Source organism: Bradyrhizobium sp. Unk1 (genome assembly GCF_059512345.1).
The window spans coordinates 1-25,693 of sequence record NZ_JCAMOP010000001.1; the positions used below are offsets into that span (position 1 = coordinate 1).

Consider the following 25,693-nt stretch of genomic DNA (forward strand, 5'->3'; position numbering starts at 1 on the left):
CTCCACCGAATCGAGATGATAAAGTGAATCATCAAGCCCCCTCCCTGGCGAGGGGGTTCTTCAGCAGACTGCTAGGTGGCGGGCATTACGGACCGAGCCCGACAAGGCTGGTGCCGCCGCAGACATAGAGCACCTGGCCGGTGACGAAGTCCGAGCGCTCGTCGAGGAAGAAACTGATCGCGTGCGCGACATCCTCGCGCGAGCCGAGCCGCCCGACCGGCACGTTGCGCGCCATCCGCTCCTGCTGCTCGGAGCCCTTGGGAATGATGCCCCAGAAATTGTCGGTCAGGATCGGCCCCGGCGCCACGACGTTCACGGTGATGCCGCTCGCGGCGAGCTCCAGCGCCCAGGTCCGCGCCAGGCCGTGCACGCCGGCCTTGGTCGCGGAATAGGCCGACCGCGTCGCGGCGCCCATCGCGGCGCGCGAGCTGACGAACACGATGCGCCCGAAGCGGCGCGAACGCATCCCCTCCAGCGCCGCCTGGGTCAGGAGCATCGGCGCGCCCAGGTGCAGCTGCGCCAACATCAAAATGTCTTCCGGCTTCGCATCGGGCAGCAGGTTCGGCAGGATGACGCCGGCATTGTGCACGAGGCGATCGACGGCGTGTTCGCGGCAGATCTCCTGCGCGATCGCGCGCGTCTCGTCGATATCGGAGAGATCAGCGCGATAGGCCGCGAGCAGATCATGCGTCCAGTCCGGCTCCTCCAGCCCGACCGAGACCACGCGTTGCCCGCTCTCGACGAGCTTCTTCGCCAGCGCCTCGCCGATCCCCGAATTGCCGCCGGTGATGAGTGTGGTGCGGATCTCGCTCATGATCAAACCTGCCGCCGCTTGAGGTCGCGAAGGTCGAAGAACGCACCGTCAGACATCAGCCTCGCGACAAAGTCCTTCAGGCCGCCGCGCTGGATCTTCTCGGTCGCCGTCAACGGCAGGCTGTCGACGAAACAGATCCAGCCCGGCGCCTTGTAATAGGCCATCTGCTCCAGGCTCCAGCGCACGATCTGCTCGGCGAGCGCGCGGTCGGCACCGGCCTCCTCGGCGATGATGACCGCCGCAACCTCGTCGCCGCGCACCTGATCGGGCGTCGCGGCAACCGCGGCCTGCCGGATCGCGGGATGGCGGTTGAGGACGGACTCGACCTCGACCGCGGCAATGTTCTCGCCGGAACGGCGGATCACGTTCTTCTTGCGGTCGACGAAATGGAGGTCGCCGTCCGCATCGCGCGACACGATATCGCCGGTGTGCAGCCACCCGCCGGCCCACGCCTCGGCGGTGGCGGCCTCGTTCTTCAGGTACTCGCGGAAGAAACCATAACGCGGGTCCGCGCCTGCGCGCCGCACCAGGAGCTCGCCCGGCGTCCCGACCGGCGCGTCGTTGCCGCCGTCGTCGACGATACGAACGTCGACCTCGGGGGCCGGACGTCCGAAACAGCTCGTGCCGATCTTGCGCGGCTCGACATTGGCGGCGATGACGCCGCCGCTTCCCGTCTCGGTCATCGCCCAGGCCTCCAGCAGTGGAAAGCCGAAGCGCTCCTCGAACGGCGCATGCAGGAGCCTGTCGACGCCGGCGCCGAAGCCGAAGCGTACGGTGTGCGCGCGGTCCTGCTCCGATTGCGGCGCGCACATCAGCATCGAGGGCATCACGCCGAGATAATGCAGACAGGTCGCGCGGCTGTCGCGGACGGACGCCCACCAGCTACGCGGATGGAAGCGATCGAGCATGGTGAGGCTGCCGCCGACCGTCAGCATCGCCATCAGCGACACCGCCATCGCGTTCATGTGAAACAGCGGCAGCGGCGTGATCATGCGCTCACGGTCGGACTTGAGATCGATCAACCCGCCGACATCGCGATACCAGTTCCCGCAATGCAGGAAATATGTGTTGGTGAGCACGCAGCCCTTGGGCTGTCCCGTGGTTCCAGACGTATAGAGCAGCGCGCATTCGCTCGCCTCGCTTGCGGCGGTCGAAGGCCGAGCACCTCCGAAGGGTTCGGGAACGTCGTCCTGATCAGTCACGACCGGGATCGGCCGGCCGGCCTGGCGCGCCGCAGTCTCGACCTCGTCGCGCCGCTCCGCGAGGACGAACGCCGCATTCATCTCGGAATGCGCAATGATGTATTCGAGCTCGCTGATCCGCAAATCGGGATTGATCGGTACCACGGACACGCCGAGCCCGTTCAGCGCGAACCACAGCTCGATGAACACCGGCCGGTTCTGGAGCAGAAGCCCGACCCGGTGGCCTTCGCCATAGCCCCGGCTTGCAAAGGCCGAACGCCAGCGCTCGACCCGGTCGAGCATGGCGCGGTAGGAAATCTCGCCTGCCGCGATGCCATAGATATCGGCGGTCTCCGGCAGCACGTTGAGGAAGCCTGCCTCGTCCCGGCGAGAGGCGGTCTCGCGAAAGCGGGCGTAGACTGTGGTCGCAGCGGTCAAGGGGTGCTCACATGAAAAGCTGGATGTTGCCGAACGGCGCGTCGAAATTGACGAGATCGACCCGCTTGAGCTTGATCTTCAGGGCATCGCCGACCTCTACGAATTCGTGCGACGCCCATCCCGAATAGCGCTCCAGCAGATCGCCGCGGGTCTCGGTATAGATGTAGGACGTCCGCGCCTTGTAGACGCCTGCAGCCGGGTCGCACGCCACGATCCGCGGCGCTTGGAGAAGATGATGGCAACGGCTCTTCGGCTTCTGGCTGAAGGTCCGCTCGCCGGCGAGCCGCTCGACGCGGACCTTCAGGAGCAGCAGATCCTCGTACATCAACGACGGCTGCAGCACCGGATCCTGCTGCTGCCATTCGAGCGGCATCCAGTAGCGCCCTTCGGGGTGAAACAGATCGAGCCAGGCCTGCCATTGCATCGTGTCGAGCAGCTCGGCTTCCAGATAGATGAAGTCCGTGATGGCCTTCTCGTCGATCATTCCGCGGCCTCGGCGCGCTTGTCCATGTCCATGGTCATGAATTTTGCCCAGGCGTGGAACTGGTTTCGCATCTGTCGCTCGGACGTGCCGTTGATCACGGCCGTGACGTCCTGCTCTTCATGGCTCTCGTAGAGGCGCCGCAGATTGACCCAATGATTGCCGTTCGACTTCAGCCCTTCCTGCGCACGCTCGTACATTTCGAGATCGTCGTGCCCGACGATCGAGGTCGGCGCGTTGATGAAGCGGTTGTACATCAGCGCCCGCTCATAGAGCTTGTCCGGCGCCCCGACCAGGCGATAGACCCAGCTCTCGACCAGCGTCTTGTCGACCGCGATCGGGATGAAATTGCGCAGGATCTGGACGGCACCCTTCACCATGATGTTCGGGAAATACACGGTGTTGTGCCTGACCTCGCCGAGGATCTCGTGCGCCCGCTCCTCGCCATAGGCCGCGACCATCTGGCCGAGATAGCCTTCGATGTCCGAATAGTTGGAATGGATGGAGTTGGCGACGCCGGTATGGCCATGGCCGTTCGGCCAGATCCTGATGCCGCTCTGTTCGTAGAACTCGTACGGGCTCATGAAGGGACCGTAGAGCTGCACCGCCATCGGCGTCTCCGTGGAGGAGCCCTGCTCGCGCTTCCAGACCTTGACCGCGGTACCGGCCGAGCTCTCATGCGCCACCATCGGATGGCAGGTGTCGGTCTGGTTCTCGACCAGCATCTTCCAATTGCAGGTGTGCATGTAGCGGATCGGCGTCGCCTGGACTGCGAGCTTCCCCTCCGGCGAGCGGTCGACCATGTTGTCGATGGTCGAAAGGCTCTCGCCGAAATAATCCTCGAAGGACACGCCGTCGTCGCTCAGGCGGGCGAAGATGAAATCGCGATAGATCACGACGTTCCTGACCTTCGACAGTCCCTCATTCGCCTGCGTGTCGCCAAAGCCGGTGCCCTCATAGCCCTTCTTCAGAGGGATCGCGAGCAGCGAGCCGTCGGTCTTGAACGACCAAGCGTGATAGGGGCAGCGGAAGAACTTTCCGGTGTTGCCGCAGGGCTCGGAGGCGATCTTCACGCCCTTGTGCGGACAGCGGTTGTAGAAGACGTGGATGGAGCCGTCGGTGTGGCGGCTCGCCAGCACCGGCTGACGACCGATATTGGCGGTGATGAAATCGCCGGGCTTTCCCAGCTGGCTTGCATGTCCGACATAGATCCAGCTGTTCGGGAACAGGTGCTCCATCTCGAGCTCGAAGATCTCGGGGTCGACATAGACGTCGCGGTGCACCTCGGCCTCGCGCACCAGCGCCGCGATCGCGTCGGCATTCTGTCCGTATTTCGCCATGGCGTTCCTCGCCTCCCCTAGAGATCCAGCACCAGACGTTCCGACTTCGCGCGTGACACGCAGATCTGCATGACCGTGTTGGACGCCCTCTCGTCGTCGCTGAGGATGACGTCGCGATGGTCGGGCACCCCTTCGATCACGCCGCACTGGCAGATGCCGCAATCGCCGCGCTGGCAGTCGTAGAGCACGTCGAGACCCGCGGCCTCCAGCGCCTGGATGATGGTCTGACCCGCTGCGACGCTGACGACCTGCCCGGTCGATTTGACCTCGACCTCGAACGGCAAGTCGGGCGAGGACGATTGCTCGGCCTTGAAGAGCTCGTAGTGGATGCGGTCGGCTGACACACCCGCGGCAAGCGCACCGGCCTTCACCGCGTCGATCATGCCCGAAGGGCCGCAGACATAGACATGGGCGTTTGCGGCGGCATCGCCGAGCGCCGCTGCAATGTCCAGGCGGGACTCGTCGCCGTCGTAGTGAACGGACAAACCCCCGGCGCAAATCTCCTGCAGGTGCGGCAGGAACGCGAGCAGGCCTTGCGTGCGGCCCGCATAGTGCAAGCGATATGGGCTTCCTCGGGCCGCGAGATTCGCCGCCATCGACAGGATCGGCGTGACACCGATGCCGCCGGCGAACAGCAGCGCGGGCGCCGCTCCCTCATGCAGATGAAAATTGTTGACCGGCGCCGTTGCCTTCACGACATCACCGATCTTCAGCGCGTGCATGAACTGCGAGCCGCCGGTCGAAGCCTCCTCGCGCAGCACCCCAAGCGCCAGCGTACCCTCGGGGAGACCCGGCAGAGCCATCAGCGAGTACGGCCGGTCGCCTCCATTCGGCAGCGCCACGCGGACATGTGCCCCCGCCTGCCATCGCGGCGCGACGCCGTCCTCCACGCCAAACACAAGGCTCCGTATGAACGGCGTCTCCGTGGCATACGATCTGACCTTGAGCTTGAGCGGATGCGTGTCCATTCAGGCATCTCACGAATTATATGAATTTGCATATTTTTAGACATGTAATAATTAGCTGTCAATCGTCGGCGCCCGCTCTGGCTCGGATTGCAGTCCTGGGCACGTCTCATTGGTGCAGGACGGTTGGCCCCCTCGGAGGTCGCCCACGCCGCAGGGGATGACGGATCACTCCGAAGAACGACCGGCCGTGCTTTCAATGGACTTTGCTGCCCGTGTACGCGCCGCCTTTGAGCGCCCGCCCCGATCCATGATGGACCGTGGGAAGATTTCAACTCAAGCCATTCATTTTGCTAAGATATTACATCGCCGGCGATCCGCCGGCGCAGTGTTCAGTGCCCTGGTGACCGCGCAAGATGACAGCAATCGCGCTGCAAGCACAGCAATCGCTCTGGAGCGGGGAAGCATCCACGCCGCTAACGGTTGAGGGGAGCAAATCCAAGACCAAGCCATGTCCCTGTTCCCGAGCGGCACCGCCACCCCCGCCTCCATTGTCGAGGCTCAGCAAGCCGTTCTGGGCAATCCACCGAAGGCACGCGCGAGCTTTGCCAAGGGCCGCTGCGTCCGCGGGACCTACATCCCTTCGGATCGGGCCGACGAGGTCACGAAGTCGCGGAGCTTCACGACACCATCGCGCGTGCTGGCGCGCTTCTCGGTGGACGGCGGTCCCCGCGGATCCGAGACCAGGGATCTCACGCTGCGCGGCTTCAGCTTCAGGCTCGGCGACGACGAGCATCGCTCCGACATCCTCACACAGAGCGCTCCGGTTCATTATGCGAGGACGCTCGATCAAATGCTGGCATTCCTCACCTCGCGCATGCCTGGTCGCGACGGCAGGCCGGACCTGGAGAAGATCAAGGCCTTCTCCACCGCCAATCCCGAAACGCTGCGTCAAGCGAACTACATCGCCACGCATCCGCCTCCGCCGAGCTTTGCCGGCACGACCTACTGGGCCGTCCACGCCTTCCCCGCAACGAATTCGAAGGGCGAGACGCAGTTCATCAAATTCAAGGTCGTCCCGGTCGGTAGCGAGCTTGCGGCGATCGGGCGCAAGGCCAGGACGATCTCGGCCGACGTCCTGCACGACGATCTCAAAGCAAGGATCGCGACGCGCGATATCCGGTTCAGCCTGATGGCACTGCTCGGCCGTCCCGATGACCCGACGCAGGATGTCACTATCCGGTGGCCGGATGAGGACAGCCGGGAAGCCGTACGGCTCGGGACGATCGTGATCACCGCGATCGAAGCGAACGAGACGTGCGATACCTCCGGCTTCGATCCGGCGAATCTTGCGGAGGGCATCGGTTATCCGCCGGATGAGATCTTCGCGGCGCGCCGCGCCGCCTACGCCGATTCACTGGCGCAGCGCCGCTGATCGGACGATCACGTCTCGCTGTCCCTGATGCCGAGCGCTTCGCGGCGCCATGCCGCCGGGCTGACGCCCACCTGCGCCGAGAACACCTTCGTCAAGTGGCTTTGATTGGCGAACCCGACCGATATCGCAATCTCGGACAGCGGCAGGTCGCGCAGGGTCATCAACTGCTTTGCCGCCTTCACACGCTGGCGGAGCAGCCACTGGTGAGGCGGAAGGCCGGTCGAGATTCGAAACGCACGGGAAAAATGGCTCACCGAGAGATCAAACTCGGCCGCGATCTGTTGCAGTGAAAGCGTCCCGCCGAGATCCGAGTCGAGCCTTTCGCAGGCTCGCCGCACCTGCCATGGGGAGAGACCGCCCCGAGCCGCATCCGCGATGCGCTGCCATCCGCCATAGGTCTCGGCAATGTGGGCCGTGAACGCAAGCATCATGTGGTCGATGAAGAGCTGGTTGGCTTCTGCCGGACGACGCAGTCCTTCCAACATCAGGGCACCGACATGGCGCATGATCTCGTCGTCATGGCCGAAACCATACCGGCATGCGAGGTCGCCAATGGGCGGCGTGCGCGCTTCTCGCGCGATTCCGTCGAGCGTCAGGCGGGGAAGATAGAAATGGACGGAATGGAACGGCTTGTCGATGACGAAGCGCGGATCGTGCCGGAGATCGTACAGATATGTCGTGCCGGCCCTGACGTCCGTCTTCGTGAAGCACTTGCCGTGCTCCCAGAGCTCGCAGTCAGGATAATCCTGCAGTTTCAGGCTGACGAGATAGGCGTCGTCGGCGAGCGAACCGGAAAGCCCCTCGACCGGCTCACTGTTCATGGTCTCGGTGACCGCAAGGTCGACGCCTCGCCGCGACCGCGTGATCAGCGACGGCGGTGCATCCGCCAGGCTCAACTGCCGCTTGACCCTCTGTCCGAAGGTGCCCGCCAGTGCCATTAGATCGACCCATCCGTGGAATTTTGACCAGGCAACCATCCGACTGCCGTCGCCCTGGAGGTCGGTAGCATTATCCGCTTCGGAGTACGGCGGTCCAGTTGCGTCGCGGCGTGATTTGCGATTGTGACGGGCCCGCCGCCTCGATTGTGGCAAGGCCCTTTTAAGAAGCGATTTCAGTATCTAACGCGTAAATCATGAGCTTGATTCTCCGCAGTCGTCCGGGGATCGCCGATCACGAGATCTCGCGTCCGAGCGCTTTGAGCAGAATCAGGACAAACACCGCGGTTTCAGGAAAGACCCCGTAGTCCCACGTGCCTAGAAACCCTCACCGAGAGCTCGCGGCGCCCTGCGGCACCACTACGGGCGCAAAAGAAGCGATGGCTTCACGCCGGGCGACGCGAGTGCAAGGCCCCTGAAGCGAGCACGTCCAATGAGCAAACCGATCTCGCACAATTCTGCGCGTGAAAATCCTCCGGCCGCATCCGAGCCAAGCCAGGGCCAGTCGTCGACGACCGGGCGGCGCGCCGCTGATGCCGAGATGGCGCGTGTGCTCCACACCGAACCATTTCGCGTGGCCTTGGACTCCTCCGGTGCCGGGATCGCCCACTGGAAACACGAACCGTTGCACGACGTCGTCGAGCCCATGAGCCACCACGTCATCATGGCCTACAACGGCGCGATGCAGCACATGGAGCGGCGGTCAGGACGGTCGGTTGCGATTGGAACGTTTCGTCGCGGGGTTGTGATCATCATTCCCGAAGGATCGAGCTCTCGATGGGATATTCCGAAGCCTGTCGACGTCGTTCAACTCTATCTCCCTCACGCAACGCTGAAACGCGTCGCCGACGAAGCCGCGAGCGGCACATCGAGCGATCTCCTGGAGCGAACAGCGCATCCTGATCCCATCACGTCCCGATTGATCCTGAGCGCGGTCAACTCGCTGGAGGGCAATGGTGCCCTGGACACGCTGTTCAGGCATCAGTTGATCGACCTCTTGGCGATGCGTCTCCTGGCTGCCCATACCGGCTCGCAAGCCACATTCCAGCCGACCATCGGTGGGCTTTCGCCCAAGGTGCTGGCCCGTGCCGTTGAACGCTTGCGCTCGGACAGCGATACCGACGTCTCCCTCGATGCTCTCGCCTCCGATGCCGGCCTCTCGCGCTTCCACTTCTGCCGCGCATTCAAGGAAAGCACCGGGCTCTCGCCTCACGCCTGGCTGCGCCAATACCGGCTCGAGCAGGCCATGAACCTGCTTCGCGATACCGACGCATCGATCGCCCTGATTGCGGCAGAGCTTGGTTATGCCTCGCAAACGGCCTTCGCCGCGGCGTTCAAGCGATTGAACGGCGAAACGCCGAGCGATTGGCGACGACGCGTGCGTTAGCAGCAACGCTTCGCAGGTCCCCAAGTGCCTTCCGAACGCGAGACTAACTCCATGGACAAGCCCATCCTGCACGATCCTTTGGGGGCTCTGCTTGCCGCAACCGATGCGCGCCACAGCGATTCGCCGAACGTCGAGCGGCGGCGTGCCGATGTTGAGATGGCGCGCATCCTCAAGACCGCGCCGTTGCAGATGGCTTCGGACCCCTCCAATGGCGGCATCGCGCATTGGAAGCACGGCGCTCTGCACGACGTCGTCGAGCCCATGACCGACCACGTCATCATGACTTACCCCACAGGGGTTCAGCGCCTGGAGCGACGCGCCGGAAAATCGGTTGCGATTGGAACGGCCCGTTCCGGAGTCGTGACGATCATTCCGGCTGGTTCGAGCGCCAGATGGGATATTCCCGGTCCTGTCGATGTCGTCCAGCTGTATCTTCCGCACGCAACGCTCGAACGCGTCGCCCGCGAAGCCGACGCGCCCATTCCCGGCGATCTTCTGGAGCGAACCGGGCATCCCGACCCAGTCACATCCGGACTGCTGATGAGCGGGGCGGATGTGTTGGAGGGCAACGCGGTCCTGGATGCACTCTTCAGGCAGCGACTGACCGATATCCTGGCCACGCGCATCCTGGCCGCGCACATCGGCGAGCCAACCGCCGTCGAGCCGATCATAGGCGGGCTGGCTCCCCAAGCTCTGCGACGCGCGATCGAACGCTTGCGTTCGGACAGCGATTCCGACGTCTCTCTTGCGGCGCTCGCGTCGGACGCCGGCCTGTCTCGCTTCCACTTCTGTCGTGCTTTCAAGGAAAGCACCGGTCTTTCGCCGCATAGCTGGCTGCGCCAGCACCGGCTCGAGCAGGCCATGAACACGCTGCGCGACACCGACATTCCGATCGCCACGGTGGCGGCAGAGCTTGGCTATGCTTCTCAAACCGCCTTTGCCGCCGCGTTCAGACGATTGACGGGAGAAACACCGAGCGATTGGCGACGTCGCATGCGCTAAGCAGCAATCACTCTGCAGGCAGAGCAATCGCTCTGGCGCAACCGCAGGTCCGCTCCGCTAAATGATCAGGGTGCCCTCGATCCAATAGACGGAGACGAACAATGACCTGGAAGAACTTCGTTAGTCCGGTCAAACTCGTGCCGCGACGAAGGATGGCCGCAAGCGCCATCATGTACGGACTTTCATTGGCCGTTCGCTTCACCTCGGCAACCGGCGAGGAAGTGGAAATACCGGCGCAGTCCGTACACAACGCAGGTCCGGTGATGTCCATCATCGACAGGGATGGCGGCCGGCTTCCGTACGCCGACTGGCGTCCGAACGCCATTGGGCCAATTTTCTTTCGTCACCGCTGGCCGGCGCCGATGGCTTCGATGCCAAGCTGCCCCTCTCCCTGACAATTCGCGATCTCACGTCACGTCTTCGCGTCATCGGCCTCGACGATCCGCCACGAGAGTGGCGGCGGCGGTGACGCGCCCATGCCCGGAAAGCTCAATCCACAGGAGATAATCAAATGCGACTCGTCATTATCGGCGCCGGCTTTGCCGGCATGTACGCCGCACTTTCCGCCGCACGCCTGCGGGACATTCAGGGCGCTTCGCCCGAACAACTCGAGATCGCGCTTGTTGCACCGGAGCCGACGCTCGTGGTCCGGCCCCGCCTCTACGAGAGCAAGCCGGAAACCCTGACGGCACCTCTGCAAGACGTATTGAAGGCCATCGACGTCGTCTACGTGCAAGGCAGCGCCGGGACCATCAATACCAAGTCTCGTGCGATCGAGCTCGTCACGGCGGAAGGCGCGAAGCAGACTCTCTCCTACGATCGGCTGGTCGTTGCCACCGGCAGCCGGCTTTTCCGGCCGAACATCCCCGGCATTGCCGAACACGCCTTCAGCGTCGACAAGCTCGACGATGCGATTGCGCTCGAGCGACATCTCCATGATCTGGCCGACCGGCCGGCAAGGAACGGACGCGATACGGTCGTCGTAGCCGGCGGCGGATTCACCGGTATCGAGACGGCGACGGAGATGCCGGCGCGGCTGCGTGCGGTCCTCGGCAAGAACGCCAAGGCACGCGTCGTCATCGTCGATCGCAACAGCACGATCGCTCACGATATGGGCACGGATTCCCGCCCCGTCATTGAGGATGCGCTGCGCAAGCTCGGCGTGGAGACCCGCCTCGGCACCGGTGTCGCATCGCTCGACAGGTCTGGCGTCACGCTTTCCAGCGGTGAACACATCGAAGCGGAGACCGTGATCTGGGCCGCGGGCATGCGCGCCGCTCCTCTGACCGCGCAGATCCCGGCCGAGCGCGACAATCTGGGCCGCCTCCTTGTCGACCGCGACTTGCGCGTGCCTGGTGTCGCCGGCGTCTTTGCCACCGGCGATGCCGCCAAAGCAGCGTGTGACGACGTCGGCAACCACGCGCTGATGTCGTGCCAGCATGCCACGCGCATGGGCGCATTTGCCGGCAACAATGCCGCCGCCGAGCTTTTGGGTGTCGCGACCAGGCCTTATCACCAGAAGGCCTACGCCACCTGCCTCGATCTGGGAGAAGCCGGCGCGATCTTCACGCGAGGCTGGGAACGGAAGCTCGAGCTCGTCGGCGACGAGGCGAAGCGGACCAAGCAGCAGATCAATACTCTATGGATCTATCCGCCCCGAGCGGAACGCGCGGCCGCGCTGGCCTCGGCGGATCCGGAGCACGTCGGCGAGGTGTAGCTGCCTCACGCGAAACCGGGCCGCGCCGACCGTGCGTTGGCACGGCCCGATCACCCCATACCAACCGGAGCCAACCATGATGAAACTCGACACCGTGCGCGCGAGCGCGTTCGCCATGCCGCTGACCAGCCCGGCTTTCCCGCCCGGCCCCTATCGCTTCATCAATCGCGAATACTTCATCATCCAGTACCGGACAGATCCCGAGGCACTACGCCGGATCGTGCCGGCACCACTCGAAATCACCGAACCCGTGGTGAACTATGAGTTCATCCGAATGCCGGACTCGACCGGATTCGGCGACTACACCGAAAGTGGGCAGGTCGTTCCGGTGTCCTATCAGGGCAAGGCCGGCAGCTTCGTCCACCAGATGTTCCTCAACGATCATCCGCCAATTGCGGGCGGGCGCGAGCTCTGGGGCTTTCCCAAAAAGCTGGCGCAGCCGAAGCTCGAGGTCGAGACCGACACGCTGGTCGGCACCTTGAATTACGGCTCGGTCCGCATCGCGACCGGCACGATGGGCTACAAGCACCGGGCCCTCGACGCCGCGGCCGAGGCAAAAAAGCTCGCCGCACCGAATTTCCTGCTCAAGATCATTCCGCATGTCGACGGCACGCCGCGCATCTGCGAGCTGGTGCGCTTCCATCTCGAAGACATCACCGTCAAGGGCGCCTGGACTGGGCCGGCTGCGCTCGACCTGTACTCGCACGCCCTCGCCCCCGTCGCCGAGCTGCCGGTGCTCCAGGTGCTTTCGGCCAAGCATATCGTTGCCGACCTGACGCTCGGGCTCGGCACCGTGGTCCACGACTATCTGGCCTCGAGCGAAATCGTGCGGCGGCGCGGATCCTCCGAAACCCTGGTCGACGCGAATGCCGGCTGATCGACATCATCCGTACCATCGGGAGTCCTCAAAATGCTGAACGTGATGCGCGAGCAAACCAATCCTGTGCCGCAGCGAAGCAATTCGCTTCCCTACGATGTCGTCGCCCTGGTGTTGCAAGGCGGCGGCGCACTCGGCGCCTATCAGGCCGGAGTCTATGAAGGTCTGCACGAGGCCGGCATCCGGCCGAACTGGCTGGCCGGCATCTCGATCGGCGCGCTCAACGCCGCGATCATCGCGGGCTCGCCCGAAGGCGAGCGCGTTGCACGGTTGCGCGAGTTCTGGGAAACCATCTGCGCCTTTTCGATCGAGTGGCCCGCCGGCGAAGGGCTCGCCAACGCCCTGCCCTTTGCGTTCGACATCAGCTCGGTACGCAACGCGATGGCGGCGGCGCGGGCCTTGATCCAGGGCCAGCCTGGCTTCTTCAAGCCACGCTTCCCCTCTCCGCTCTGGTCACCGTTCTCGGGCGACGCCGCGACCAGCTTTTACGATACGGCACCCCTGCACCGGACGCTGGAAAAGCTCGTCGACTTCGACCGGCTGAACTCGGGCGCCGTGCGCGTCAGCGTCGGCGCGGTCAACGTCCGCACCGGCAACCTGACCTATTTCGACACCGCCGAGCGCCGGCTGGGACCGAAGCATTTCATGGCATCGGGTGCGCTGCCGCCGGGCTTCCCCGCCGTCGAGATCGAAGGCGAGCACTATTGGGATGGCGGCGTGGTTTCGAACACGCCTTTATCTCGCGTGCTGTCCGGCGAGCCGTGCGACACGCTGACGTTCCAGATCGATCTCTGGTCGGCCAAGGGCCGCGTTCCCCACGACATGATGGAAGTGTCGAGCCGGCAGAAGGACATTCAGTATTCGAGCCGCACGCGCGCCGTGACCGACCAGGTGCTGCGGATGCAGAAGATGCGTCAGGCCTTGCAGCGCACGATCGCGAAATTGCCGGACGCTGCCAGGCACGATCCCGAAATCCGCGCCATCGCGGAGATGGCGCGCCATCGTTGCTACAACATCGTGCACCTGATCTATCAGACCAAGATCCACGAGGGCCATTCGAGGGATTACGAGTTCGGGCTGAGCGCGATGCGCGCTCACTGGCAGAGCGGACTGGACGATATCCGCCGCACGCTGGCCGATCCGCGCCGCCTGGACCCGCCGGCTCCCGAGCTCGGCATCGTCACCCACGACGTCCATCGCCGCGACTGAACCTCACCGCCACCTCGTTTCGGAGAATACCATGTCTTCCATTCCCTATGCTCCCGAGCAGGACGCCAAAACCAGCCTTGGGCCATCCGGGCAGGCGATCAAGCGGGCCGCCCTCGCCTTGGCGCTGGCCCTGGGCGTCGCCGCCGCAGCCGAGTTCGGCCACCACTATCTCACCATCGGCCGCTATCTGGAGACCACGGACGACGCCTATGTGAGGGCGGATTCCACGATCATCTCGCCGAAAGCGTCGGGCTATATCGCGCAGGTCCTGGTCGGCGACAACGAAGCGGTGAAGGCCGGCCAGTTGCTGGCAAAGATCGACGATCGCGATTTCCGCGCCGCGCTCGATCAGGCCGGCGCCGACGTCGCCGCATCCGACGCCACTGTCCGCAATCTCGACGCACAGCTTGCCCTGCAGCAGCCGATCATCGAGCAAGGCACGGCCGATGTCGCTGCCGCCACGGCCAATCTGAAATTCGCGCAGGAAGAGCAGGTCCGATACGACGGCCTGATGAAGACGGGCTCCGGCACGGTGCAGCGCGCGCAGCAGACCGATGCTGCGCTGCGCGCCGCCGCCGCGCAATTGCAGCACGCCAAGTCGGGCCTGCTCGCGGCCGAGCGCAAGGTCGACGTGCTCTCCACCGAACGCGCCAGGGCAGTCGCGCAGCGCGACCGCGCCCGCGCGGTGGAGCAGCAGGCGGCATTGAACCTCTCCTACACCGGCATCATCGCGCCGGTCGACGGCACCGTCGGTGCGCGCTCACTCCGGGTCGGGCAGTTCGTCCAGGCCGGTACGCAATTGATGGCCGTCGTTCCGCTCGATGCCGTGTACATCGTCGCCAATTTCAAGGAAACCCAGCTCACCCATGTGCGCGGCGGCCAGCCCGTCGAGCTGACGATCGACAGCTTCCGCGGCACCAGACTGCGCGGCCATGTCGACAGCCTGTCCCCGGCAAGCGGCCTGGAGTTTGCGCTGCTGCCGCCCGACAACGCGACCGGCAACTTCACCAAGATCGTACAGCGCTTGCCGGTGAAAATCATCCTCGACGACCGCAGCCTGACCGGCCTGCTCCGTCCCGGCATGTCGGCCGAGCCGACCATCAACACCAAATCGGCGGCGATCGCCGAACGCGACAGCAAAAAGCGCCTCGCATCGCGCCGCCCCCAACCTCGCAGTTGAATGAACACGCGTCCCTGCCGGTTGTCTCCTCCCGGACAATCCGCTCAGGCAATGTTTCTCTCGCAAGCGACGAGCAGACAACCATGACCACACTGCAACCGGCCATCGATGCCATGCCCGCCGGCGAAGGCGAGCGGTCCGTCACCACACCGGCTCCAGCGGTTTCCGCCAAGACCTGGATCGCCATCGCCGGCGCCACCCTCGGCGCCTTCATGGCGGTGCTCAACATCCAGATCGTCAACGCTTCGCTGGCTGACATCCAGGGCGCTATCGGGGCCGGTATCGATGATGGCGGCTGGATCTCGACCTCCTACCTGATCGCCGAGATCGTAGTGATCCCGCTGTCCGGCTGGCTCGCGCAGGCGTTCTCGGTCCGCATCTATCTCCTGACCAATGCGACGTTGTTCCTGGTGTTCTCGGCGGCCTGCGCGCTGGCGCAAGACCTGTCGCAGATGATCGTGTTGCGCGCCGTGCAGGGCTTTACCGGTGGTGTGCTGATCCCGATGGCGTTCACGCTCATCATCACGCTGCTGCCAAAGGCGAAGCAGCCGATCGGGCTGGCGCTGTTTGCGATCTCCGCGACCTTTGCGCCCGCGATCGGGCCGACCATCGGCGGCTATCTCACCGAGAACTGGGGCTGGCAGTACATCTTCTACGTCAACCTGGTGCCGGGCGCGGTCATGATCGGCTTGCTGTTCGTCTCGCTCGAATCGCAGCCGATGAAGCTGTCGCTGCTGCGCGAGGGCGATTGGGCCGGTATCGCCACCATGGCGATCGGCCTCGCCGCGCTGCAGACCGTGCTCGAGGAAGGCAACAAGGACGACTGGTTCGGCTCGCCGTTCATCGTCAAGCTGTCGATTGTCGCCGCGATCGCGCTGTCGGCCTTCCTGTGGATCGAGCTGGCGGCAAGGAAGCCGCTGCTGAACCTGCGCCTCCTGGCGCGTCGCAATTTCGGCTTCGGTATCCTCGCCAATTTCCTGCTCGGCATCGCGCTCTACGGTTCGGTCTTCATCCTGCCGGTCTATCTATCGCGCATCCAGGGCTACAACGCCGAGCAGATCGGCATGGTGCTGGCATGGACCGGGCTGCCGCAGCTGTTGCTGATCCCGCTGGTGCCGCAGCTGTTACGGCGCTTCGACGCGCGGCTCATCATCGGTGTCGGCTTTGCGCTGTTCGCAGCCTCCAACTTCATGAACATCTCGATGACCAACGACTACGCCACCGACCAGCTGTTCTGGCCGAACGTCGTTCGCGCCTTCGGTCAGGCGCTGGTGTTCGCCCCGCTGTCGGCTGTCGCGACTTCGGGCATCGAGGCGGAGAACGCGGGTTCGGCCTCGGGCCTGTTCAACATGATGCGCAACCTCGGCGGCGCCGTCGGCATCGCACTGCTGCAGACGCTGCTGACCAAGCGCGAGCAATATCACTCCAACGTGCTGATGCAGTCGGTCTCGCTGCTGGAGCAGGCCACACAAGCCAGGCTCGAGAAGCTGACGCAGTATTTCATGAACCACGGCGTGACCGATCGCATCGACGCCGCCCACCGCGCCTATGTCGCGATTGGCAAGATCGTGCAGAAGCAGGCCTTCATCCTGGCCTTCGGCGACATGTTCTACCTGCTCGGTGTCGCGCTGATCGTCGCACTCGCCGCGTCCATGATGCTGAAGAAGCCCGGCCAGATCGAGACCGGCGGCACCCACTAGTCCCCCCACCCCACCTGACGTCGAAAGGAACTCCCATGTTGAAGGATAAGGTCGCTATCGTCACCGGATCGACCAGCGGTATCGGGCTCGGAATCGCCAGAGAGTTGGCCAGGCTTCGCGTCAACCTCGTGTTGAACGGCTTCGGCGACTCCGGCGAGATCGAAGCCATCCGCAGCGGGATCGAACGCGAGCACGGCGTGCGCGTGGTCTATGATGGTGCCGATATGTCGAAGGGCGACGCCGTGCGCCGATTGATCGCCGCGACAATCGAGACGTTCGGATGCCTCGACATCCTCGTGAACAATGCCGGCATCCAGTTCACCGCGCCGGTGGAAGAATTTCCGTCGGCCAAGTGGCATGCGATCCTGGACATCAATCTGTCGGCCGCGTTTCACGGCATCGCGGCGGCGGTGCCCCAGATGAAGAAGCAACGCTGGGGCCGGATCGTCAACATCGCCTCGACCCACGGCCTCGTCGCATCGACACACAAGGCCGCCTACGTCGCCGCCAAGCACGGGTTGATCGGCCTGACCAAGGTGGTTGGCCTGGAAACCGCCGGCAGCGGCGTGACCTGCAACGCAGTCTGTCCCGGCTGGGTGCGGACGCCCTTGGTTGAAAAGCAGATCAGCGACATCGCCGCACAGAGAAACATCAGTCAAAAGGACGCCGCCAAGGCACTCCTGGGCGAGAAACAACCGTCGTCCGAGTTCGTCTCTCCGGAGCAGCTTGGAGGCACCGTGGCGTTCCTGTGTTCGCCTGCGGCGGACCAGATCACGGGCACCGCGATCGCGGTCGATGGCGGATGGACGGCGCAGTAGCCGGCAGTCGGCCCATGCGAATGGCCTTATCGTGCTGGCCGCCGCCGTTGCCGTCAACGGCGGCTCGTTTCACTGGACACAGTGGTTGACCGTGACGATGGTTCGGCAGAAATCGAGAATGAACCGGCCATGGAGAGCACCGGATCCCGGATCTGAAGATGCCAGGCGATAGGAGTTGCCGAGAACACGGGCGATCTCCAGCACGCCCGTGAGTTCATGGTACGCCATCGCCAGGTGAATGCCGGCCAGCGGCAGCAACAGGACCTGAATGCCAACACTGCTCATGACGCCCCCGCTTCGGCGCGAGGCAGCGGCAGGAATTGCGCAAGATAGGCGCTTCTCCATTGATAAGGCGTGTCGCCGGCGAAACGCTTGAATACCGTCGTGAAATGCGCCTGAGTCTGGAATCCGACGGTCAAGGCAACATCGACGAGCGAGGCGTCGGCGCGCCTCAGCAATTCCTGGGCGCGTTCGATCCGCCGATGCAGCAGATAGTCATGAGGCCGCATACCGACGGCCGCGCGGAACTGCGCCGCAAAGTGCATGCGGCTGAGGCCGGCGACCGCCGCCAGATGCTGCAAGGTGATCTTGCCAGCCAAATTCTCGTCGACATATTGCAGCACGCGCTTGAGGCGCCATTTTTGCAACGACCTCACGGACCGACACCGCTCGTCGTCGGCCTGATCGGTCTCGTTGCACCCGACGGCCGTCGGCCGGCTGGCCCTGCGGGTCAGGATGGCAAGACGCAAGGCGTCCGCAAGGATGGCGGAGTGAGGATGATGGGCCGCTTCGGTTGCCGCGAGTGCATCGGAGAGGCTTCGCATCACCGGGTCCCGGAACTCGCCTGCACCGGCCTCCCGATCAGTCTCGACGGAGGCGCGCGCGAGGCGTTTCGCCGATACCCTGAAGCTGGGCCCGTCACCGGCGCATCTCCGCACGCCCGGCGGGGGCGTCTCGATGGCCAGGGCCACATCGAGGTGAACGAGGGAAAGCGTCATCGCCTTTTCGCCGGCGCGATCCGGACGTTCCGCAAGCCCGGACCGCCGACAATCGATGGCCGAGACGCCGATCGAGCCGACGACATGATCCTTCGCGCCTTGCAGGTGTGACATCTGTAGCGACATCGTCGAACTCCTTGTCCCATTTTCGACCCGGCGAGACCCAATGGCTCGTCCGAATGTGGGAGCAGAGTAGTTCGGCGGTCCCCGCGCTCCATTCTACGCGCGGGTGCACCGGATAGGTTCTCGGGTTGATCGCGTCATACCTAGGTATGACCACGGCGTCGCCGGCCGCGTGGACGTCCCGTTCGCGGCGATGGCGGAGCGGGTCTCTCCCTGCGGTAAGTTGACGCGCTCGCCGATGGTCGGAAAGTCACGCAAAACGCCGTTATGCCGGGGAATTTGCCTGGTCGGCTCTCGCGCAGGATGGAACCGCGACAACGTCTTTCAAGAGAGCACGAAAATCATGTTGCCGCATGTTGTCGACCCGATCAAATCGCGGCATCAACGTGACCGAAAATGAGCAGAGCGACCACCAGCGACGATGACCAGTCTTGATCGGGCCACGGGTTCATCGATGGGCCGCGCCGGCTTGCGGTTCTGGTCTGCCGTCCTCGCTTTCGCGGTTTTCCTGGTCGATGTGCTGACGCCGCTCGAGGGCGCGGTCGCAGTTCTCTACGTCGTTGCGATCCTGCTCGCGGCGAGGACGCACCGGCGTAACGACATCATCGCCGCCGCTGTCGGCTGCAGCGTCCTGACCATAACCGCCTATCTGCTGTCACACGATCTGGAGGCGATCGCCTCGCCTGCCCTTCGTGCGCTGGTGAGCCTCGCCGCCATCGGAATCACGACCTTGCTGGCGCTGCAAAATCACGCGGCGACGAAGCGCCTCGCGGCGCAGGCGCGCCTGCTCAATCTCTCGCATGACATGATCTTCGTCAGGGATCGCGGCGGCGTGATCACGTTCTGGAACAGGGCCGCGGAACAGGCCTACGGCTGGCCGGCCGACGAGGCGGTCGGGCAACTCGCAGATGCGCTGCTGAGAACCAGATATCCCGACCGGCGAGAGGTCATCGAGGCCGGCCTGCTCGACATCGGCCGATGGGAAGGCAGGCTGGAGCAGCGGACGAAGGCCGGCGGCGCACTCACCGTCGATGCCCGATGGGCGCTCCAGCACGACCATCTCGGCAAACCCGTTGGAGTCCTTGAAACGCACACCGACGTCACGGACCGCGTAGCGGCACACAACGCGCTGGTGCAGAGCGAGCAGCGATACCGCCGGATGTTCGACGCAAGCCGAATCGGCGTCGTCGAAGAGGACTGGAGCGCAGTGCGGACCGCGCTGAATTCGCTGGAGACCGGAGGCGCCACCTTGCGGGACTATCTTGCACGAAATCCTGAATTCGTGCGGCATGCCCGCCGCCTCGCTGGAATCACCGACGTCAATCCTGCCCTCCAGAAGATGGCGGGAGCAAGCGGCTCTGCGGCCTTCATGGCGAACGCGGACAGGCTTCTGGGCGAGAACGACCGCAGTTTCCTCGGCGCGCTGATCGCATTCGCCGAAGGAGAGCGGTTCCACGAAGGCGAGACCGATCTCGTGAGCCTCGACGGACGCAGGGTTCCCGTCCTGTTTACGATCACCTTTCCGGCCGAGCCCGACGGAGATCGCAACGTGCTCGCCTTCGTCATCGACATCACCGAGCGCAAGCAGGCACAGGATGCGCTGCTCGCGGCGCAGGCGGAGCTGGCGCATGCCGCGCGCGTCGCCACCCTCGGCGAACTCAGCGCGTCCATTGCCCACGAGGTGAACCAGCCTCTGGCGGCGATCGTCACCAGCGGCGAGGCCGGCTTGCGGTGGCTGCGCCGCGACGTGCCCGATCTCAAGGAGGTTGCAACGACGATCGGTCACGTCGTTGCCCAGGGCCGCCGCGCCAGCGAGATCGTGACCCGCATCCGGACTTTCCTGAAGAAGGTTCCGCCCCAGCAGGATCTGCTGCAGATCGACGAGATCATCGAGGACGCGACCCTCCTGGTCGCGCGCGAGCTCGTCAAGGACGACGTCACCCTCATCGTCAAGGCGGAGCATGGCCTGCCGCCGGTTCGCGGCGACCGGATCCAGCTTCAGCAGGTCCTGGTCAATCTTCTGATCAATGCCGGCCAGGCCATGTCGGGGCGGCCTGGTCCCCGCACCGTCACGCTACGCGCCGGAACCGCCGACGGTGAAAACCTTGCCATCACGGTCGAGGACAGCGGTCCGGGCATCCAGCCTGACGACCTGCCGCGCCTGTTTGATCCGTTCTTCACCACCAAGGGCGGCGGCATGGGCATGGGACTTGCGATCTGCCGAACGACGGTGGAAGCTCACGGCGGCCGATTGTCCGTGGAGAGTTCTCCGGGCTCGGGCGCGACATTCCACCTGACACTGCCATTTAGCCAAGAACACGCCTTGCCATGACACGACCAAACCAAGCGCAACCGCCGGCCCAATCCTCCAGTTCTGTCGTCATCATCGTTGATGACGACGCGAGCATTCGTGCCTCGCTCGACAGCCTGTTCCGATCCGTCGGCCTCGAGACACGCCTGTTCGGCTCACCGGCCGAGCTGCTTGGCGGCGTCATGCCCGACAAACCGGCCTGCATCGTGCTGGACGTCCGGCTCCCGGGCGTGAGCGGCCTCGATCTCCAGGGGCAATTGACCCGCCAGGGCATCAGATTTCCGATCATCTTCATGACCGGTCATGGGGACATTCCAATGTCGGTGCGCGCCATGAAGGCTGGCGCCGTCGATTTCCTGTCCAAGCCGTTTCGCGATCAGGACATGCTCGACGCCGTGACGGCAGCGCTCGAGCGCGATGCGCAGCGCCGCGCGGAAGCCGCGACGAAGGAAGATATCCGCATCCAGTATGAGAGCCTGACGGCACGCGAGCGCGAGGTGATGGGCCATGTGACCGCCGGCTTGATGAACAAGCAGGTGGCAGGCCTGATCGGCCTCAGCGAGATCACCGTCAAGATCCACCGCGGCAACGTCATGCGCAAGATGGAGGTCCGGTCGCTGGCCGACCTCGTTCGCAAGGCCGAAGCGCTCGGGATTTCCCAGAACCGAAAGACGACGGACCAAACCTGAGTATAATTTCGGCGGGACTGCCGCACGGTGCATAAGGCGCCATCGGCCGCCCAATGGGAGATATCCTCCCTGCGGAACACAGCGGTCAGGATGTGTGCCAATGGCCAAAACCCCGGTGATTGCGATCGTGGACGACGACGAAGGCGTGCGCGCGTCGCTGGCGAGCCTGGTGCGTTCGCTCGGCTATGAAGCCCACGCCTACGAGTCCGGCGTCGCCTTCCTGCGGGAACCGGCGGCAGAAGATCCGGCCTGCATGATCGCCGACGTTCAGATGCCGGTCATTACCGGCGATGAATTGCAGGCGCGCCTGGTTGCCTCCGGCCGCCATTTCCCGATCATTTTCATGACCGCTTTCCCGAGCGAACCCGTGCGCCAGCGCGTCATGGCGGCCGGCGCGCATTGCTATCTCGGCAAGCCGTCCAGCGGCGACGAGATCATCCGCCGCCTCGAAGAGGCCCTGGCGGGCCACGCACCGCAATAGTCGGGCCCCGGCTCGGGCAAAGCGCGCCTTCCCGGCGTGCATTCCCGAAAGGAGGTTGATGGACCGAAAATACCGGTCGGCACAGCTCATGCTCCCCTTCGATTTCGCGACGCCGGCAGGCCGCGCGCTTTGCCGCGCATGGAGGGAGCATAATTGCCAGGGGATGCCACCAGCGCTGCCGATAACATCCGCCCGCGGGTCTTCGCCGGCTTCCCGGTGAGTTCCTGGGCATTCGCGCTGCGCGTCCTGCTGGCAATGCTCCTCGCACTCTATGTCAGCTTCTGGCTCGAGCTCGAATCGCCTTCGTCGGCAGCCGTCACCGTGGCCATCCTGGCGCTGCCCACGCGCGCGCAGGGCATGGAAAAGGCGGGTTACCGGCTGCTCGCAACCGCCATCGGGGTGATCGCATCGATCGCCATCGCCGGCACCTTTTCCCAAACCGACGCGCTCCTGCCCGCAGTGTTGGGGATCTGGGTCGGACTTTGCGTCTACGTCGCCGGGATGCTGGACGGCAATCGCGCTTATGCAGCGGCTCTCAGCTGCATCACCGTTGCCCTGATTGCCATCCAGCAGATCGACAGCCCGTTGCAAGTGTTTCCGACCGGCGTCGCCCGGGGCGCCGCCATCGCCATCGGCGTCCTCGCGGTCGCTCTGGTCAACGAGGTGCTCGCCGCGCCGGACTATCATCCGGTTCTTGCGAACCGCCTCGAAACACTGCATCGCCGGGTCACGGAGTTCGCGCAACGCGCCGTCCGCGGCGAAGCCTCATCCGCGACGACTGCTGCGGACATCTTGCGCGATGTCGCGGCCCTGCATCCGGAGATCGCGAGCCTCGTCACGGAGTCGATCAGCGGCCCGGCCAGATCCGCAGCCGCACGCTCCGCGATGGTGGCCCTCGTGAGCGAGCTCGCGCTTGCCCGCATGCTCGCCGCGCTGCCAGTCGTATCCGCGACGTCTCGGGATGATCGAGACCCCGGCGCCTCCGGCCTGATCACGATCTGCCGGACCTATCTCCGCGACGAGATCATCCGCAGGAATGCAGACGTGCGCGACAGTCTCGAGGCACTGCGAGCCGGCAACTATCCGCGCCGGCAATGGCGCGCGCCGCTTTACCGCTCGCCTCGCATTGCAGCGGAAAGCGGCGTCAGGGCCGCGATCCACTTCATCCTCATTGCGATCATCTTCGTGATGGCGGGGTGGCCGACCACCGCGCTCTGCCTCTCGCTTGCCGCGGTCATCATCGGCCTGAGCGCGACGGCTCCGGATCCGCGCGCCTTCACGACACTGGCGGTTTTTGCCATGCCGATCGCATGCTTGCTCGCCGGCATCCTGAAATACCTCGTCTTCAACGGCGTATCCGAGTTTCAACTGCTGGCGATCGGCCTTGCGCCTCTCGTGATCGGCGCAGCGCTTCTGATCACGCTGCCGAGCGGCGTCCTGCCGCCGCTCGGCAGGCTCTCCCTCGTGTTCACGCTTGTCATTCTCGCACCGAGCAATCCGCAGAGCTACGACCCCGACGTGTTCCTTGTGACGTGTCTGTTTGCCCAGCTTTCCTCGGTTCTGGTCTTCGCGGCGCAGCTCCTGCTGCCGTCCTTATCGGGCGAACGGAGGATCCGGCTACTGCTGGACGACGCCCATCGCGAGCTGAACCGCCTCGATTCCGGGCGAGCCCGGCATCTCGCGCCGGAGGAAGCCGCGTTTCGCGATGCCGCTCGGATCGAGCAGATCGTGACGACGAACGGCGCCACGGCACCTCCCCCTCGGGTCGTCGCGGAAGCGCTGCGCTGCTTCGACGAGGCGGTGGTGCTGCGACGGTGCCATGCCGAACTGGACCGCCTGGCCGAGACCTCACTCGGCGGGGCGGTGCACGCCGCGCGAGCCGCGCTCACCCTACGGGATGGAGGCGCAATCCTGACTGCCGCCGAGGCGCTGCGCCGGACAGCTGCCCAAAGCAACCTGTCCGTCGAGCCGGTGCTCGCCGCGCTCGTTACGGCCAGCATTGTCTTTGAACCAGGGCAGGGTTTCGCCGGTTCCGGCCAGGGGACGCATCCGTGACGAATACTTATCGTGAACTCGTCGTGGGCGGCGTGCTGATCGCCCCGATCGTGTCCTATGCGGCCACAGCGCTGCTCGCATTCCTGCTGCTCCGCCCGGTGCTGCGCTTCGTGGGATTTACAAGAATCTTCAGCAACCCGTCGCTGGCCGAGCTCTGCCTCTACGTGTCGATCTTCGGCCTGCTCGCGCTCTTTTGCTAAGGAGAAAGTCATGGACGCGGCTCTGCCTCGAGATGCGGCCTTTCCGCCCCACCCCGAATCTTCAGCCGAAGCACGGGCGGGCGCAGCCGACGCCGTCGCGTGTTCCTGCCCGACGGAGGCCGCGGCGCGCGCGACCAGCGACCGCGCCGCGAACGACGGCGAAGGTTCCCGGCAGGCGACGCCTTTGACGCGGTCGCCGCGCAAGGCCGCCGGGCGGTTCATGGCCGGCGTCGGCAAGCATTTCGCCACTCTTGCCATCGCCCTGGTCGCCATCCTGATATCGGTTGCAACCTGGCAGCACTATGTCACCGCGCCCTGGACGCGCAATGGCAGCGTGCGCGTGCAGGTCGCCAATGTCGCGCCGCAGATTGCTGGCAAAATCGTAGAGCTGCGGGTGGCCGACAACCAGTTCGTCCGCAAGGGTGACGTGCTCTACGTCATCGATCCCTTCGACTTCGAGGTAGCCGTCCGCATCGGCAAGGCCCTCGTCGACCAGCGGGCGGCGGACCTGGAGGTGAAGCAGGCCGAGTCCGACCGGCGCCGGCGTCTGTCCGACCTCGCGACGACGCCAGAGGAGCAGCAGATCTTCGCCGGCAACGCCTCGCAGGCGAAGGCCGCCTACGCAGCGGCCGCTCACCAGCTTGCACAGGCGGAATTGAACCTGAAGCGCACCAATGTGCTCAGCCCCGTCGACGGCTATGTCACCAATCTCCTGCTGCGCGTCGGCGACTATGCGCTGACCGGCGTCACCAACGTCTCCATCATCGATTCCAACAGCTTCTGGATCGACGGCTATTTCGAGGAAACCAAGATGGCGCATGTCTGCGTCGGCGATCGCGTCGAGGCACAGCTCATCGGCTACTCCAAGCCGATCCTGGGACATGTGAAAACCGTGACCCGCGGCATCAGCCCGTCAAACGCCGCGGCGGGCACGCAAGGTTTGCCCAACGTGGACCCGATCTACACCTGGGTGCGGCTTGCGCAGCGCATACCGGTTCGCGTCGCCATCGACACGGTGCCGCCGGGCGTGCCGCTGGTCTCCGGCATGACGGCCACGGTGACGATCCGGCAGCCCGATGCGGTCGATCGCCAGACCTGGTCTCATCGGCTCCGCACGACCTTGGTGGACCCAATGTTCGATGTGTTCGGCGCGGGAGATCCGCCCCGCCCCAACTGCCTCCAATCCCCATCCCAGCAGCCTCCCGAGGTGACAGCGCTTCCCTATGCGCGGGTGCCCGCAATTCCGTCAGCGGAGAAGATCGCGCCTGGCCTCACCCCCGGCATCGACGCCTCGCCACGCCTTCCCTGAATCCAGTCAGATCGCCCACCTGATGAGAGCCATCGCGTCGCACCGCAACATCTGAACTCACAGCCCAGGCCTTTGATTCTGCTTGCTCAATTGGAAGTTTCGCGACCT

24 protein-coding genes are annotated in these 25,693 nt (G+C 64.6%); 16 read left to right on the forward strand and 8 right to left on the reverse strand.

Annotated elements, in window-relative coordinates:
* Window positions 1-85: 85 nt before the first annotated feature.
* The 5 genes from AC5ZFO_RS00005 to AC5ZFO_RS00025 are packed head-to-tail and all read right to left on the reverse strand — an operon-like array spanning window position 86 to window position 5,222.
* Entirely contained in the window at window positions 86-814 is a 729-nt protein-coding gene (locus AC5ZFO_RS00005) for an SDR family NAD(P)-dependent oxidoreductase (RefSeq protein WP_282518413.1), read from the reverse strand.
* Window positions 815-816: 2 nt separating this feature from the next.
* Complete coding sequence (locus AC5ZFO_RS00010) at window positions 817-2,433, reverse strand: ATP-dependent acyl-CoA ligase (protein ID WP_496120965.1); 1,617 nt, start codon at window positions 2,431-2,433, stop codon at window positions 817-819.
* Window positions 2,434-2,440: 7 nt separating this feature from the next.
* A complete protein-coding gene (locus AC5ZFO_RS00015; RefSeq protein ID WP_014496307.1) occupies window positions 2,441-2,917 on the reverse strand; it encodes an aromatic-ring-hydroxylating dioxygenase subunit beta in 477 nt (158 codons plus the stop codon).
* A complete protein-coding gene (locus AC5ZFO_RS00020) occupies window positions 2,914-4,254 on the reverse strand; it encodes an aromatic ring-hydroxylating dioxygenase subunit alpha (RefSeq protein ID WP_282518415.1) in 1,341 nt (446 codons plus the stop codon). The genes AC5ZFO_RS00015 and AC5ZFO_RS00020 overlap by 4 nt, the downstream gene beginning before the upstream one ends.
* Before the next feature lie 17 nt (window positions 4,255-4,271).
* Window positions 4,272-5,222: a PDR/VanB family oxidoreductase gene (locus AC5ZFO_RS00025; protein ID WP_282518416.1), complete on the reverse strand. Its 951-nt coding sequence runs from the start codon at window positions 5,220-5,222 to the stop codon at window positions 4,272-4,274.
* A gap of 448 nt (window positions 5,223-5,670) precedes the next feature.
* Here AC5ZFO_RS00025 and AC5ZFO_RS00030 point away from each other — a divergent pair, with 448 nt between their 5' ends.
* A complete protein-coding gene (locus tag AC5ZFO_RS00030; protein WP_282518417.1) occupies window positions 5,671-6,594 on the forward strand; it encodes a catalase in 924 nt (307 codons plus the stop codon).
* A gap of 8 nt (window positions 6,595-6,602) precedes the next feature.
* Here AC5ZFO_RS00030 and AC5ZFO_RS00035 read toward each other — a convergent pair whose 3' ends face one another.
* Window positions 6,603-7,532 carry a helix-turn-helix domain-containing protein gene (locus tag AC5ZFO_RS00035; RefSeq protein ID WP_282518418.1) on the reverse strand — a complete coding sequence of 310 codons (930 nt, stop codon included), beginning with the start codon at window positions 7,530-7,532 and terminating at the stop codon, window positions 6,603-6,605.
* Window positions 7,533-7,962: 430 nt separating this feature from the next.
* On the opposite strand from AC5ZFO_RS00035, the gene AC5ZFO_RS00040 reads away from it, so the two are divergent.
* The 9 genes from AC5ZFO_RS00040 to AC5ZFO_RS00080 all read left to right on the forward strand — a co-directional run bounded on the left by AC5ZFO_RS00040 (window position 7,963) and on the right by AC5ZFO_RS00080 (window position 17,419).
* Window positions 7,963-8,916: a helix-turn-helix domain-containing protein gene (locus AC5ZFO_RS00040; RefSeq protein ID WP_282518419.1), complete on the forward strand. Its 954-nt coding sequence runs from the start codon at window positions 7,963-7,965 to the stop codon at window positions 8,914-8,916.
* 51 nt (window positions 8,917-8,967) lie between these two features.
* A complete protein-coding gene (locus AC5ZFO_RS00045; protein ID WP_282518420.1) occupies window positions 8,968-9,918 on the forward strand; it encodes a helix-turn-helix transcriptional regulator in 951 nt (316 codons plus the stop codon).
* A gap of 101 nt (window positions 9,919-10,019) precedes the next feature.
* Window positions 10,020-10,313 (forward strand): hypothetical protein, encoded by a 294-nt coding sequence (locus AC5ZFO_RS00050; RefSeq protein WP_282518421.1) that lies wholly within the window; start codon window positions 10,020-10,022, stop codon window positions 10,311-10,313.
* Between the two features lie 116 nt (window positions 10,314-10,429).
* A complete protein-coding gene (locus AC5ZFO_RS00055) occupies window positions 10,430-11,635 on the forward strand; it encodes an NAD(P)/FAD-dependent oxidoreductase (protein ID WP_282518422.1) in 1,206 nt (401 codons plus the stop codon).
* A gap of 79 nt (window positions 11,636-11,714) precedes the next feature.
* Entirely contained in the window at window positions 11,715-12,512 is a 798-nt protein-coding gene (locus tag AC5ZFO_RS00060) for an acetoacetate decarboxylase (protein ID WP_282518951.1), read from the forward strand.
* 33 nt (window positions 12,513-12,545) lie between these two features.
* The gene (locus tag AC5ZFO_RS00065; protein ID WP_496120970.1) at window positions 12,546-13,721 is read left to right on the forward strand and encodes a DUF3734 domain-containing protein; all 1,176 of its coding nucleotides are present in this window, start codon (window positions 12,546-12,548) and stop codon (window positions 13,719-13,721) included.
* Window positions 13,722-13,752: 31 nt separating this feature from the next.
* The gene (locus tag AC5ZFO_RS00070) at window positions 13,753-14,901 is read left to right on the forward strand and encodes an HlyD family secretion protein (RefSeq protein WP_282518424.1); all 1,149 of its coding nucleotides are present in this window, start codon (window positions 13,753-13,755) and stop codon (window positions 14,899-14,901) included.
* 83 nt (window positions 14,902-14,984) lie between these two features.
* Window positions 14,985-16,601 (forward strand): MDR family MFS transporter, encoded by a 1,617-nt coding sequence (locus AC5ZFO_RS00075; protein ID WP_496120972.1) that lies wholly within the window; start codon window positions 14,985-14,987, stop codon window positions 16,599-16,601.
* A gap of 35 nt (window positions 16,602-16,636) precedes the next feature.
* A complete protein-coding gene (locus AC5ZFO_RS00080) occupies window positions 16,637-17,419 on the forward strand; it encodes a 3-hydroxybutyrate dehydrogenase (protein WP_282518426.1) in 783 nt (260 codons plus the stop codon).
* Between the two features lie 69 nt (window positions 17,420-17,488).
* Here the strand turns inward: AC5ZFO_RS00080 and AC5ZFO_RS00085 are convergent, their stop codons facing one another.
* Both AC5ZFO_RS00085 and AC5ZFO_RS00090 read right to left on the reverse strand, forming a co-directional pair.
* On the reverse strand, window positions 17,489-17,704 hold the full coding sequence (locus tag AC5ZFO_RS00085) for a hypothetical protein (RefSeq protein ID WP_282518427.1): 216 nt from the start codon (window positions 17,702-17,704) through the stop codon (window positions 17,489-17,491).
* Entirely contained in the window at window positions 17,701-18,543 is an 843-nt protein-coding gene (locus AC5ZFO_RS00090) for a helix-turn-helix domain-containing protein (RefSeq protein WP_282518428.1), read from the reverse strand. Before AC5ZFO_RS00090 ends, AC5ZFO_RS00085 begins: the two co-directional genes overlap by 4 nt.
* A gap of 418 nt (window positions 18,544-18,961) precedes the next feature.
* On the opposite strand from AC5ZFO_RS00090, the gene AC5ZFO_RS00095 reads away from it, so the two are divergent.
* The 6 genes from AC5ZFO_RS00095 (at window position 18,962) to AC5ZFO_RS00120 (ending at window position 25,585) form a co-directional block, all read left to right on the forward strand.
* Complete coding sequence (locus tag AC5ZFO_RS00095; protein ID WP_282518429.1) at window positions 18,962-20,872, forward strand: PAS domain-containing sensor histidine kinase; 1,911 nt, start codon at window positions 18,962-18,964, stop codon at window positions 20,870-20,872.
* On the forward strand, window positions 20,869-21,540 hold the full coding sequence (locus AC5ZFO_RS00100; RefSeq protein ID WP_282518430.1) for a response regulator transcription factor: 672 nt from the start codon (window positions 20,869-20,871) through the stop codon (window positions 21,538-21,540). Before AC5ZFO_RS00095 ends, AC5ZFO_RS00100 begins: the two co-directional genes overlap by 4 nt.
* 100 nt (window positions 21,541-21,640) lie before the next feature.
* Complete coding sequence (locus AC5ZFO_RS00105) at window positions 21,641-22,021, forward strand: response regulator transcription factor (protein ID WP_282518431.1); 381 nt, start codon at window positions 21,641-21,643, stop codon at window positions 22,019-22,021.
* 153 nt (window positions 22,022-22,174) lie between these two features.
* Window positions 22,175-24,076, forward strand: coding sequence for an FUSC family protein (locus AC5ZFO_RS00110; protein WP_282518432.1), 1,902 nt, complete (start codon window positions 22,175-22,177; stop codon window positions 24,074-24,076).
* Entirely contained in the window at window positions 24,073-24,276 is a 204-nt protein-coding gene (locus AC5ZFO_RS00115; protein WP_028155834.1) for a DUF1656 domain-containing protein, read from the forward strand. The genes AC5ZFO_RS00110 and AC5ZFO_RS00115 overlap by 4 nt, the downstream gene beginning before the upstream one ends.
* 10 nt (window positions 24,277-24,286) lie before the next feature.
* Window positions 24,287-25,585 (forward strand): HlyD family secretion protein, encoded by a 1,299-nt coding sequence (locus AC5ZFO_RS00120; protein ID WP_496120979.1) that lies wholly within the window; start codon window positions 24,287-24,289, stop codon window positions 25,583-25,585.
* Window positions 25,586-25,693 lie beyond the last annotated feature (108 nt).

Bases quoted from the DNA above. Each gene is read 5' to 3' on its own strand.
- AC5ZFO_RS00005 (WP_282518413.1), bottom strand. From the start codon at position 814: ATGAGCGAGATCCGCACCACACTCATCACCGGCGGCAATTCGGGGATC.
- AC5ZFO_RS00015 (WP_014496307.1), bottom strand. From the start codon at position 2,917: ATGATCGACGAGAAGGCCATCACGGACTTCATCTATCTGGAAGCCGAG.
- AC5ZFO_RS00020 (WP_282518415.1), bottom strand. From the start codon at position 4,254: ATGGCGAAATACGGACAGAATGCCGACGCGATCGCGGCGCTGGTGCGC.
- AC5ZFO_RS00025 (WP_282518416.1), bottom strand. From the start codon at position 5,222: ATGGACACGCATCCGCTCAAGCTCAAGGTCAGATCGTATGCCACGGAG.
- AC5ZFO_RS00030 (WP_282518417.1), top strand. From the start codon at position 5,671: ATGTCCCTGTTCCCGAGCGGCACCGCCACCCCCGCCTCCATTGTCGAG.
- AC5ZFO_RS00035 (WP_282518418.1), bottom strand. From the start codon at position 7,532: ATGGCACTGGCGGGCACCTTCGGACAGAGGGTCAAGCGGCAGTTGAGC.
- AC5ZFO_RS00040 (WP_282518419.1), top strand. From the start codon at position 7,963: ATGAGCAAACCGATCTCGCACAATTCTGCGCGTGAAAATCCTCCGGCC.
- AC5ZFO_RS00045 (WP_282518420.1), top strand. From the start codon at position 8,968: ATGGACAAGCCCATCCTGCACGATCCTTTGGGGGCTCTGCTTGCCGCA.
- AC5ZFO_RS00050 (WP_282518421.1), top strand. From the start codon at position 10,020: ATGACCTGGAAGAACTTCGTTAGTCCGGTCAAACTCGTGCCGCGACGA.
- AC5ZFO_RS00055 (WP_282518422.1), top strand. From the start codon at position 10,430: ATGCGACTCGTCATTATCGGCGCCGGCTTTGCCGGCATGTACGCCGCA.
- AC5ZFO_RS00060 (WP_282518951.1), top strand. From the start codon at position 11,715: ATGAAACTCGACACCGTGCGCGCGAGCGCGTTCGCCATGCCGCTGACC.
- AC5ZFO_RS00065 (WP_496120970.1), top strand. From the start codon at position 12,546: ATGCTGAACGTGATGCGCGAGCAAACCAATCCTGTGCCGCAGCGAAGC.
- AC5ZFO_RS00070 (WP_282518424.1), top strand. From the start codon at position 13,753: ATGTCTTCCATTCCCTATGCTCCCGAGCAGGACGCCAAAACCAGCCTT.
- AC5ZFO_RS00075 (WP_496120972.1), top strand. From the start codon at position 14,985: ATGACCACACTGCAACCGGCCATCGATGCCATGCCCGCCGGCGAAGGC.
- AC5ZFO_RS00080 (WP_282518426.1), top strand. From the start codon at position 16,637: ATGTTGAAGGATAAGGTCGCTATCGTCACCGGATCGACCAGCGGTATC.
- AC5ZFO_RS00085 (WP_282518427.1), bottom strand. From the start codon at position 17,704: ATGAGCAGTGTTGGCATTCAGGTCCTGTTGCTGCCGCTGGCCGGCATT.
- AC5ZFO_RS00090 (WP_282518428.1), bottom strand. From the start codon at position 18,543: ATGTCGCTACAGATGTCACACCTGCAAGGCGCGAAGGATCATGTCGTC.
- AC5ZFO_RS00095 (WP_282518429.1), top strand. From the start codon at position 18,962: ATGACCAGTCTTGATCGGGCCACGGGTTCATCGATGGGCCGCGCCGGC.
- AC5ZFO_RS00100 (WP_282518430.1), top strand. From the start codon at position 20,869: ATGACACGACCAAACCAAGCGCAACCGCCGGCCCAATCCTCCAGTTCT.
- AC5ZFO_RS00105 (WP_282518431.1), top strand. From the start codon at position 21,641: ATGGCCAAAACCCCGGTGATTGCGATCGTGGACGACGACGAAGGCGTG.
- AC5ZFO_RS00120 (WP_496120979.1), top strand. From the start codon at position 24,287: ATGGACGCGGCTCTGCCTCGAGATGCGGCCTTTCCGCCCCACCCCGAA.